This is a genomic window from Streptomyces albicerus (assembly GCF_008905045.1).
Lineage (GTDB): Bacteria > Actinomycetota > Actinomycetes > Streptomycetales > Streptomycetaceae > Streptomyces > Streptomyces albicerus.
On the sequence record NZ_VWMY01000080.1, the window covers coordinates 32,401 to 43,110 of the forward strand.

The 10,710-nt window shown below is 67.3% G+C and carries 9 protein-coding genes and 1 pseudogene; 9 read left to right on the top strand and 1 reads right to left on the bottom strand.

The genetic code is table 11. The features are described 5' to 3' along the window. Positions 1-142 precede the first annotated feature (142 nt). Positions 143-565 (top strand): OsmC family protein, encoded by a 423-nt coding sequence (locus GAS53_RS45880; RefSeq protein ID WP_151483731.1) that lies wholly within the window; start codon positions 143-145, stop codon positions 563-565. A 51-nt stretch (positions 566-616) separates the two neighbouring features. On the opposite strand, the gene fdxA is transcribed toward GAS53_RS45880, so the two are convergent. Beyond that, positions 617-1,003, bottom strand: coding sequence for a ferredoxin (gene fdxA, locus GAS53_RS45885; protein WP_151483732.1), 387 nt, complete (start codon positions 1,001-1,003; stop codon positions 617-619). 219 nt (positions 1,004-1,222) lie between these two features. Here fdxA and GAS53_RS45890 point away from each other — a divergent pair, with 219 nt between their 5' ends. The 8 genes and pseudogenes from GAS53_RS45890 to GAS53_RS58860 form a co-directional block, all read left to right on the top strand. After that, positions 1,223-2,458, top strand: coding sequence for an NAD(P)/FAD-dependent oxidoreductase (locus tag GAS53_RS45890; protein ID WP_151483733.1), 1,236 nt, complete (start codon positions 1,223-1,225; stop codon positions 2,456-2,458). A 108-nt stretch (positions 2,459-2,566) separates the two neighbouring features. Beyond that, entirely contained in the window at positions 2,567-4,267 is a 1,701-nt protein-coding gene (locus tag GAS53_RS45895; protein WP_192583576.1) for an L-aspartate oxidase, read from the top strand. A gap of 211 nt (positions 4,268-4,478) precedes the next feature. Beyond that, entirely contained in the window at positions 4,479-5,225 is a 747-nt protein-coding gene (locus GAS53_RS45900; RefSeq protein ID WP_151483735.1) for an SDR family oxidoreductase, read from the top strand. A gap of 259 nt (positions 5,226-5,484) precedes the next feature. After that, positions 5,485-6,081 (top strand): YceI family protein, encoded by a 597-nt coding sequence (locus GAS53_RS45905; RefSeq protein WP_151483736.1) that lies wholly within the window; start codon positions 5,485-5,487, stop codon positions 6,079-6,081. 208 nt (positions 6,082-6,289) lie between these two features. Beyond that, positions 6,290-6,460 carry a hypothetical protein gene (locus GAS53_RS55690; RefSeq protein WP_192583575.1) on the top strand — a complete coding sequence of 57 codons (171 nt, stop codon included), beginning with the start codon at positions 6,290-6,292 and terminating at the stop codon, positions 6,458-6,460. 10 nt (positions 6,461-6,470) lie between these two features. Next, the gene (locus GAS53_RS45910) at positions 6,471-6,665 is read left to right on the top strand and encodes a hypothetical protein (protein WP_151483737.1); all 195 of its coding nucleotides are present in this window, start codon (positions 6,471-6,473) and stop codon (positions 6,663-6,665) included. A 366-nt stretch (positions 6,666-7,031) separates the two neighbouring features. Next, entirely contained in the window at positions 7,032-9,797 is a 2,766-nt protein-coding gene (locus GAS53_RS45915) for a helix-turn-helix transcriptional regulator (RefSeq protein WP_151483738.1), read from the top strand. Between the two features lie 116 nt (positions 9,798-9,913). Continuing rightward, positions 9,914-9,985 (top strand): annotated as a pseudogene (locus GAS53_RS58860) (helix-turn-helix domain-containing protein); the annotation flags it as partial. Between the last annotated feature and the right edge of the window lie 725 nt (positions 9,986-10,710).

The following is a 10,710-nucleotide window of genomic DNA, read 5'->3' on the forward strand; positions in this document are numbered from 1 at the left end:
CAACCTCCTGGCTACATGTCACACGAGCAAGAGCCGTCCTGTCTTAGCGGTGAAGGGACGAGTCACGGCATCCCGACGCAACTCGTCGCCACTTGGCGATCACCGGCCACACCACGGTGCGCCTCGCTCGAGAGGAAGAACGATGAACGCACGCATCGTGTCAGTAAGTGAAGGCCGGCGTCTCGCCCGCTCCATCGCGGTCGGTCCTCATACGCTGACTGCGGACGAACCCCAGCCCATCAGCGCCGATACGGGACCCACGCCCGGAGAGCTGCTCCTGGCCGCGCTCGGCTCGTGTACCTCCATGGCCGTCCGGGCCTTCGCGGACAGGCATGGTTGGCCGCTCGACCAAGTCGATGTGGCGGCGCGGTTCGATGCGCAAGGGCAGATCGTCAAGGACATCCGGTTGACCGGCGATCTGGAGCCTGCCCACATAAAGCAACTGTTGTCAGTTGCCGGGCGCTGCCCCGTGCAGCGTCTCCTGACCAGGGAGGTCTCGATCGTCACCGTGCCCACTGTGCTGCCGAGGCCCCACGTGTCCCAGGGCCAGACACTGCCCCAGTGACTCGGCCCTGCACGGTTCGCTCCCCGCCACCCCCTGAGCCGGATGTCTTTGTCAGGAGGGGAACCACAGGTCGGCGTCGGCCGCCTCTTCCTTGCGAATGCTGAAGAGAGCGATGTCCTTCTTGTGCGAACTCTGCGGTGGCAACTGAGCGATCAGCCGGTGATCACCGTCATGGACGAACGGCTCGCCCGACTGCCCGGAACGCGTCTGGAAGTACTCGGCGTTGATGGTGGTGTACTGCGCCCAGTGCTCTGGGACGTCCTCTTCGTAGAAGATGGCCTCGACCGGGCAGACGGGCTCGCACGCACGGCAGTCCACGCACTCGGCGGGGTTGATGTAGAGCGTCCGGTCGCCCTCGTAGATGCAGTCCACAGGGCATTCGGTGAGACAGGCCCGGTCCTTTACGTCGACGCAGGGCTCTGCAATGACGTACGTCATCTTCTCCTCTTTCGTCCGACGGAGATGATCAGCGGTTCAGCCGGCTCGCCCTCGCGGCAGGCAGTCTTCCCAGCGGGAGGTATGACCATGAAGCCCACGATGTTGTGACAGCCAGCGTGTCCCGTCCGGGCCGTCGCCACAGCTGTCACAGGATGAAGGACTACGTGGTCTGACGGGTGACGCTCCCACCAACAAGGCTCACAGCATGCGACATCTGAGATGAGGAACCCTGTGAACACTTTCGTGATCGTCGGTGGCGGTCTGGCCGCGGGCAAGGCGGCGGAGGCACTGCGGGAGCACGGCCACAGCGGCCCGCTCGTCATCATCGGCGACGAGCGCGAGAAGCCGTACGTTCGGCCGCCGCTCTCCAAGGGTTACCTGTTGGGCAAGGAGGAGCGCGATTCGATCTTCGTGCATCCTGACGACTGGTACCGGGAGCACGATGTCGACCTGCTCCTGGGTACGCGTGCCCGCGCGGTCGATCGGCAGGCGCGGAGGGTGGAGCTGGACGACGGCCGTCAGGTTCCCTACACCAAGCTGCTTCTGGCCACCGGTTCGTCGCCACGCCGGCTGTCCGTCCCCGGAGCGGAGCTCGACAACGTTCTGTATCTGCGCCGGGTGGGAGACAGCGAGCGGCTCAAGTCCGCGTTCACGGCTGGGGCGAAGATCGTCGTGATCGGTGCCGGATGGATCGGTCTCGAGACCGCCGCGGCTGCCCGGTTGGCCGGCGCCGAGGTGACTGTGCTCAACCACTCGGAACTTCCCCTGCTGAAGGTGCTCGGGCGCGAGGCGGCCGAGGTGTTCGCCGCGCTGCACGCTGACCACGGCGTCGATCTGCTGCCCAACGTGCGGGTGGAGTCCATCACCGGAACGGACGGCCGTGTGGACGGGGTGCGGCTCGCCGATGGCAGGCACCTTGCCGCGGACGCCGTGGTCGTGGGCGTCGGCATCACCCCCAATGTCCAACTCGCCCAGGAGGCGGGCCTGGACGTGCGGAACGGCATCGTCACCGACGAGCATCTGCGGACGTCCGTGGCCGACATCTACGCCGCGGGCGACGTCGCCAACGCCTACCACCCGCTGCTCGGCCGCCACCTGCGGGTCGAACACTGGGCCAATGCCCTGCATCAGCCGGAGGTGGCGGCGCTCAGCATGCTCGACAAGAATGCTGTCTACGACAGGCTGCCGTACTTCTACACGGACCAGTACGACCTCGGAATGGAGTACACGGGTCACACGGAACCAGCCGGCTACGACCGCGTCGTCTTCCGCGGTGAGCGGTCCGAGCGACGCTTCATCGCGTTCTGGATGGCGGGGAACCGTGTGCTGGCAGGCATGAGTGTCAACGTGTGGGACGTGATGAACCCGATCCGGGCCCTCATCACCTCGGGGTCGGATATCGACGATGTGCTCCTCGCCGACCCGGACGTCCCCCTGGACCGCGTCCTGCCCTGACGCCGGCGACGGAAGCTGTCACAGATTCCGGGACGGCCTGGTCGTACTGAGTGACACCTCAGGCGATCGGAGTAGACCGTGGCTATCAGCGAACAACGTCTTTCCACCATGGTGCTGGTGATCGGCACCGGAGGAGCTGGGCTGCGAGCGGCGATCGAGCTGGCCGAGGCCGGCATGGATGTCCTCGCGGTCGGCAAGCGTCCCAAGGAGGACGCCCATACGGCACTCGCTGCCGGAGGAATCAACGCGGCCCTGTCCACCATGGATCCCGAGGACAGCTGGCAGCAGCATGCGGCCGACACTCTCAAGGAGAGCTATCTGCTCGCCGACCCTCGCACCACCGAGATCGTCACCCAGGGCGCTGCCCGGGGCATCGACGACCTGGAGCGCTACGGCATGGCGTTCGCCAGGGAAGAGGACGGCCGCATCTCCCAGCGGTTCTTCGGCGCGCACAAGTTCCGGCGGACCGCCTTCGCCGGCGACTACACCGGGCTTGAGATCCAGCGCACGCTCATCAGGCGCGCGGACCAGCTCAAGATCCCTGTGCTCGACGGCGTCTACATCACCCGGCTCCTGGTGCATGACGGCGCCGTCTTCGGTGCCTACGGCTTCGACCTCACAAACGGAACGCGCTATCTGATCCACGCGGACGCCGTCATTCTCGCCGCGGGCGGCCACACCCGTATCTGGCGGCGCACATCCTCACGGCGCGACGAGAACACAGGTGACTCCTTCCGCCTGGCCGTGGAGGCCGGAGCCCGCCTGCGCGACGCTGAGCTGGTCCAGTTCCATCCTTCCGGGATCATCGAGCCGGAGAACGCGGCCGGCACCCTGGTCAGCGAGGCGGCCCGGGGCGAGGGCGGGATCCTGCGCAACGCGCTCGGGGAACGGTTCATGGCCCGTTACGACCCTGACCGTATGGAGCTGTCCACCCGGGACCGCGTGGCCCTGGCCTCCTACACGGAGATCAAGGAAGGGCGGGGGACCCCCAAGGGAGGCGTGTGGCTCGACGTCTCCCACCTGCCACGGCAGACGATCATGACGCGACTCCCCCGCGTCTACCAGACCCTTCTGGACCTGCAGATGCTGGACATCACCCGCGAACCGATCGAGATCGCGCCGACTGCGCACTACTCGATGGGCGGGGTGTGGGTGCGTCCCGAGAACCACAGCACCGACGTGCGTGGCCTGTACGCCATCGGTGAGGCGTCGAGCGGGCTGCACGGCGCCAATCGCCTCGGTGGGAACAGTCTCATCGAGCTGCTGGTCTTCGGTCGCATCACGGGCCAGGCGGCCGCCGCCTACTCGCAGTCACTGACCGCGCAGCCGCGGTCGGCGTCGGCCATCGCGGAGGCCCGCGCGGAGATCGACGATCTTCTCGCTGCCGACGGACCGGAGAACGTACGCGCCCTCCAGCGCGCCATCCGCAACACCATGACCGAGCATGCGGGAGTCGTACGCGACGAAGAGGGTCTGCGCGCCGGACTGACAGAGCTCAGCGCGATCGAGAAGAGGATGGATGACGTCGGCATCCATCCCGACATCGCCGGCTTCCAGGATCTCGCGCACGCCTTCGACCTCAAGTCCGCCGCCCTGGCGGCCCGGGCCACCCTCGAAGCAGCGCTTGAGCGTCGCGAGACCCGGGGCTGCCACAACCGCAGCGACTACCCGGACATGGATCCCGCTCTCCAGGTCAATCTCGTGTGGTCCCCGACGACTGGTATCACCCGCGAGAGCATTCCGGCGATCCCGGACGAGATTTCCTCTCTGATGGAAGAGGTCTCGACCGATGGAAAGCTCGCCGAATGACCTCGTACAACTCTGCGAGTCAGCCGTGCTTTCTCGTGCGGGCAGGCCGCTCAGGGCCGCATCGAGAAAGTTCTCGATTCTTGCGAATCCCCTGTCACAAGTAGGGCAGCTGTCCTGTCTCTTCTAGTACAGACCGAATGTGGTCGGTGCCGGTGAGCAGTTCTTCGCAGGATGTGCCCCGCACCGTGAAAACCTCCGAGAGGAATCCGTTATGAAGGTCGTAGTGATCGGTGGAACCGGGCTCATCGGCTCGAAGCTGGTCGGCAAGCTCAACGAGCACGGGCACGAGGCGGTCGCGGCCGCGCCCAACACCGGCGTCAACACTCTGACGGGTGAGGGTCTGCCCGAGGTCCTGAAGGGCGCGTCGGTCGTGATCGACGTGTCCAACTCCCCCTCGTTCGAGGACGAGGCCGTCATGGACTTCTTCCGCACCTCCACGACCAACCTCCTGAAGGCAGAGGTCGAGGCCGGCGTGACGCACCACGTGGCGCTCTCCGTGGTCGGCACCGAGCGCCTCCAGGAGAGCGGGTACTTCCGCGCCAAGCAGGCCCAGGAAGAGCTGATCAAGGCGTCCGGCGTCCCTTACTCCATCGTCCACGCCACCCAGTTCTTCGAGTTCATGAAGGCGATCGCCGCCGCGGCCACCGACGGCGACACCGTGCGGCTGGCCCCCGTCAAGATCCAGCCCATCTACTCCGACGACGTCGCCGCCGCTGTCGGCCGCACCGCAGTCGGCACCCCGGTCAACGGCGTGGTGGAGGTCGCGGGCCCGGACGAGTTCCAGCTCGACCAGCTCATCCGTAAGGGACTCGCCGCCAAGAACGACCCCCGCACGGTGGTCGCGGATGAGCACGCCACGTACTTCGGTGCCGAGCTGCAGGAGACCACACTCCTGCCGGGCCCGGACGCGCACATCGGCGAGACGAAGTTCGCCGACTGGATCGCGCAGCAGCAGTAGGTCCCGCGGGTGGCCCCTGCCGACGGGCGGGGGCCACCGGCTGCATTCCGGCCGCGGGTGCGGTCCACCGCATACGCGGCCACTGCGTCGGCCTTCCTTGCCGGGACGAGCCGTTTGAGTTCATTTCTCGTGGGTCCCGGATTCGACGTTCATGAACGACAGCACTTCGATCGAAAAGCAGCCCTGAATTCAGCTGCCCGACCGCAGTGTGCCGAAATTCACCCTGCCCGAGATTCTCGTACGAAGGAAGCGGCCAGCCATGTCCCACCGCAAGGAAACCACTCTTTCTCCCACGGCCCCCTATGAAGGGCTGACCGGCGTCTACACCATTGACCCGGCCCACAGCACGATCGGCTTTTCTGTCCGACATGCCATGATCACCAACGTGCGCGGCAAATTCACCGAGTTCGAAGGGATCCTCAAGCTCGACGGAGCCCATCCCACCCGGTCCGAGGCCCACCTCAGTGTGCAGACCGGCAGTCTGGACACAGGCATCGCGCAGCGGGACGCGCATGTCACCGGCCCGGAGTTCCTCGACTCCGCGGCGTTCCCTCTCATGAGCTTCCGCTCCACCGGAATCGTCGATACCGGTGACGACCGGTTCCGCCTGGTGGGATACCTCCGGATCAAGGACGTCGAACTGCCCATCCACATCGACCTCGAGTTCGGCGGAGCGAGCCAGGACGCCTACGGACACAACCGCGTCGGCTTCGAGGGCACGGCCACCCTGCAGCGCTCCGAATGGGGACTCGACTGGAACACGGCCCTGGACACCGGCGGAGTCCTGATCAGCGACAAGGTGAAGCTGATTCTCGACATCTCCGCTGTACAGCTGAACCAGGCGGAAGTCGCCTAGGCCGGGAGTTGCCTGTCGGCGCATCAGCCGCCTGCTCAGCCGGCGTCGCATGCGCCGACGGCCCCTCGCGGCGGGCACGCCCCATGGGGTTCCGCGCCACGCCGTCTTCGCCCAGTCCCCGGCCGGGACAGGCCTTCCCACACGGCGGATGACTTCGTGGGGTCGTGGCGGCCACAGTCTTCCGGTCTCTGCCGCAGAAGGACACACGATGACCCAAGCCACCGAGAGCCGCATCGACATCGCGACCACAGTCGTGTCACTGGCCGCCGAAGCCACCGAGTTGGAGACCCGCGTCAACGAGCTTCGCCAAGAACTCGTGAACGTCAACGAGCGGATGAAAGCCATCTCCACCGCCCTGCGCGAGCTTCCCTCCAGTTAGGGCCGCACTGGTGTCGGTGCCGCAGTACGCGAAGGACTCACCGACCGGCGAACCAGCACTGCCGCAGCGGGCGGCCGAGCAGTTGGGGATCGGGATCGAGGCTGCGACCCCCGCCGTGGCGGCCGGTCTGATCGAGATGGCCGGTCAGGTGGGGGTTCTCTCATCCGATGGGTCGTTCAGCCGCCTACTGAGCGGCATCCCCTGAAGAGCGCCGCGGCACGCACCGTGTGCCGACGGAGATCACGGACCCGGCGGCGGTCCCCGACCGGCGAAGCTGACTCCTGATCCAGCCGCCGCCAGGAGCGCCCACCGGCCGCTGTCAGGAGCACCCACCGGCGCCGCGCGAGCAACGCACGAGGCGGCCAGCCCCATGCCGCCCTCCGCCCGCTGTCCATCGTCGATGAAGCGGTCACGGCAGCACGCTCCGCGCCCGCTGCGCGTCCTCCCCGTCCGACCGATCTCCGGCTCGCCGGCACAGCGGCACGGATCTTCCACGAGCGGCGATCATGCGAGTGGCGATCACGGCGGCGTGACGTGGGCCTTGAGGCGTACGCTCGGGCCAGGGGTGCCTATGGTGAGCAGGAGTCCTGAGGCAGGGCTGCGTGGTCGACGCGGCGAGTGTGAGGCGCTGGATCAACTGGCGGCGAGTGTAGGAGCTGGTCAGAGCGCCGTTCTTGTGGTGCGTGGCGAGGCCGGCGTAGGTAAGACCGCTCTGTTGGACTATCTGTTCGAGCGCGCACCCGATTGCAGAATCGTTCGTGCAGCAGGCGTCGAGGCAGAGATGGAGCTTCCGTTCGCCGGCCTTCACCAACTCTGTCGCCCCTTCCTGGACGACGTCGATCACCTCCCCGGTCCGCAGCGCGATGCGCTCGGTGTGGCATTCGGCCTGTCGGAAGGGGAGCCACCGAGTCGGTTTCTGCTCGGTCTTGCGGTGCTCAGCCAGCTGGCCGCGGTAGCCGCGGAACGGCCGCTCATCTGCCTCGTCGATGACGCGCAGTGGCTCGATCACGCGTCGGCGCAGATTCTTGGATTTGTCGCACGACGTCTCATGGCGGAGTCGGTCGGCTTGGTCATCGCGGTGCGTGAGCCGGACGATGAGCACGCCCTTCAGGGGCTCCCCGAGCTGATCGTCGAGGGTTTGACCGAGCGTGACGCTCGTGCGCTGCTGGATTCGGTGCTCCCCGGAAGGCTCGACGAGCGCATCCTGGGCAGGATTCTCGCTGAAGCGCGCGGGAACCCGCTCGCCCTGTTGGAGTTGGCCCGCGGATTGACGGCTGCCGACCTGGCCGGCGGGTTCGCCAGGCCGGACGCGCGGCCGCTGGCGGGCCGGATCGAGCAGAGCTTTGTCATGCGGGTTCAGTCGCTTCCGCCGGATACCCAGCGACTGTTGCTGCTTGCCGCTGCCGAGCCGGTCGGGGATGTCTCCTTGTTGAGACGTGCGGCGGACAGCCTCGGGATCGGAGCGGATGCGGCGTCCCCGGCATTGGCGGCGGGACTGGTTGACCTTGGTACCCGGGTGCGGTTTCGCCATCCGCTGGTGCGCTCGGCGTCCTACCGCGCTGCGACCGTGTCCGAGCGTCACGAGGTGCACCGCGCACTGGCCAAGGCCACGGACCCTGATTCAGATCCTGACCGTCGAGCGTGGCACCTCGCGCGGGCCACGGCGGGACCCGACGAGGCGGTGGCCGCCGAGCTGGCACGCTCGGCGAACCGGGCCCTGGCACGCGGCGGAGTCGCGGCGGCAGCCGCGTTCCTCGACCGGGCGGCCGAACTGACCCCCGACGCCGCACGTCGCGGAGCCAGAGCGTTGGCAGCGGCGCGGGCCAAGTATCAGGCCGGCGCGTTCGACGCCGCGCTTGAACTGTTGGACGCGGCGGAGCTCAGCCTCCTCGACGACGTCGGACTTGCACAGTCAACCCTGTTGCGCGGTCAGATCATGTTCGCAACCAGGGGCGCCGGCGTAGGCCTGCCGCTGCTACTCAAAGCCGCCAAGCGGCTCGAGCCGGTTGATGCCGGGCTCGCCCGCGACACCTATCGCGACGCGTTGTACGCGGCTCTCACCGCGGGCCGATTGCCCAGCGGTGGACTCGTGGAGGTTGCCGAGGCAGCGCTCGGCGTGCCGCCGACTCCGCAGCCGGGGCGCGCCGAGCTGCTCCTCAACGGCCTCGCACTGGCGACCACTGAGGGGTACTCAGCCGGGGTGCCGATGTTGAGGCGGGCAGTGACCGCCTTCCGCACCGAAGGGGGCTCGAGGCAAGAGGGGCTTGGCTGGCTCCCGCTCGCCTCTCGCATGGCACACAATGTCTGGGATTTCGAGAGTTGGAGCGTGCTCTCGGCGAGGCTCGTCGACCTGGCACGCGAGACCGGGGCACTGGCAGTGCTGCCGTCAGCTCTCCTCCTGCGCCTGTCGAATCGGGTCTTCGCCGGCGACCTCGCCGAGGCGGACTCGCTCAACGTCGAAGCCGTGACGATCGGTGAGGCGACAGGCAGCCGCTACTTCGCGCACTACGGAGCCCTGGTGCTTGAGCCCTGGAGGGGCCGGGAAGCCGGAACACAGCAGGCGATCGATGCGATCAGGCAGGACCTTCGAGGGGAGGGCAAGGTTCTGACCGCTGCCCAATGGGCGATGGCGGTGCTCTACAACGGCCTCGGTCGGTACGAGGAGGCGTACCTTGCGGCCGTGCAAGGCCGTGAGTACCCACAGGAGATGGGCTTGTCCATCTCGTCGTTGGTCGAGCTCGTCGAGGCGGCAGTCCGGAGCGACAGACCGGCGCGCGCGGCCGAGGCCGCCCAAACTCTCGATGAGATGGCACAGGCCAGCGGCACTGAGTGGGCGATGGGCACCTCGGCGGGGGCGCGTGCCCTGGTGAGCGACGGGCAGGCCGCCGACACCCTGTACCAGGAGGCGATCGAGCGGCTCAGCCGCACCGGGGCCCGCGCGGTGCTCGCCCGCGCCCGGCTCCTCTACGGCGAGTGGCTGCGTCGCGAAAACCGCCGTATCGATGCCCGCAAGCAACTGGGCATCGCCCACGAGATGCTCAACCAGATCGGGGCCGAGGCGTTCGCGGAACGCGCCCGTCGCGAGCTGCAGGCCACCGGAGAGACGGTACGCAAGCGCAGAGTCGAGACGCACGCGATACTCACCCCCCAGGAAGCGCAGATAGCGCGCCTCGCCGGCGACGGGCTGACGAATCTCGAGATCGGCGCCCAGCTGTTCCTCAGCCCCCACACTGTCGAATGGCATCTGAGAAAAGTGTTCGCCAAACTCGGCATCACCTCCCGCAAACAACTCCGCACCAATCTCCCCGGCCCACCACCTACCACGACCGTCGCCTGACGACCCGACGTTCGAACACCCTGCGTCTCCGGCCGATCCACCGGTCCCATGGCGGGCTACCGAGACCGTCGTCCTGGAGTGATGGTGGATCTCGCTGGCGGGTCTGTCCCGGTGCCATGCGGTATCCCGAGTGCGGCGGCCTGACGGCGAGCCAGCGGGCCCGACGGGAGCAAGTGCGCTTCGAGGCGACGCCGCCGAGTTGTTGGCCGGGTCAAGCATCTGAGCTGGAACTCGTCCGGCCGGCCTGCCCGGACATCACCGCAGCATGCGATCTCGCTCCGCCTGCACCGGCCTGGCCCCGGTCAGGTCAGGTCAGTCCGTTTGATGGTCAGGTCAGGTCAGTCCGTTTGATCTTGCCTACGCTCATGAACGCATCCTGACCCAACGCCTCGCAACCGCACCGGCCAACTGGCGCCCCCGCGCTACCCCATCCGGTGGCTTATGGCCGCCGCAGCGTTATTCATGTCTCCGATTATCTGATCATTCCACTATCCAGCTCTTGGTACTGACCAGCTGTCACGAAGCCCTGAACCAAGTCGAGGAGAGTGGAGAAAATGACGACATCGCCGCGATGGCGATCTGTTCTGGCGTCGTCCGCCGTGGCTGCCGCGCTCGCCGCAGCAGCGGTGGCGAACGCGGGAACCGCCCACGCTCAGGAGCAGACCAACCCGCATCCGCCGCACCCGGCGCCGCCTGCCTACCCGGCACACCCGGCGAAGCCCGTCCACCCGACTCAGCCAACGCAGCCAACCCACCCCGTGCATCCGACGAAGCCCGCCCACCCGGCGAAGCCCGTCCACCCCACTCAACCAACACAGCCCACCCACCCGGTACACCCCACGAAGCCCGCCCACCCGGCTCAACCCGCCTACCCGGCACACCCGACCAAGCCCGTCCACCCCACTCAACCAAC

Bases quoted from the DNA above. Each gene is read 5' to 3' on its own strand.
- GAS53_RS45880 (WP_151483731.1), top strand. From the start codon at position 143: ATGAACGCACGCATCGTGTCAGTAAGTGAAGGCCGGCGTCTCGCCCGC.
- fdxA (WP_151483732.1), bottom strand. From the start codon at position 1,003: ATGACGTACGTCATTGCAGAGCCCTGCGTCGACGTAAAGGACCGGGCC.
- GAS53_RS45890 (WP_151483733.1), top strand. From the start codon at position 1,223: ATGAGGAACCCTGTGAACACTTTCGTGATCGTCGGTGGCGGTCTGGCC.
- GAS53_RS45895 (WP_192583576.1), top strand. From the start codon at position 2,567: ATGGTGCTGGTGATCGGCACCGGAGGAGCTGGGCTGCGAGCGGCGATC.
- GAS53_RS45900 (WP_151483735.1), top strand. From the start codon at position 4,479: ATGAAGGTCGTAGTGATCGGTGGAACCGGGCTCATCGGCTCGAAGCTG.
- GAS53_RS45905 (WP_151483736.1), top strand. From the start codon at position 5,485: ATGTCCCACCGCAAGGAAACCACTCTTTCTCCCACGGCCCCCTATGAA.
- GAS53_RS55690 (WP_192583575.1), top strand. From the start codon at position 6,290: ATGACCCAAGCCACCGAGAGCCGCATCGACATCGCGACCACAGTCGTG.
- GAS53_RS45915 (WP_151483738.1), top strand. From the start codon at position 7,032: ATGGTGAGCAGGAGTCCTGAGGCAGGGCTGCGTGGTCGACGCGGCGAG.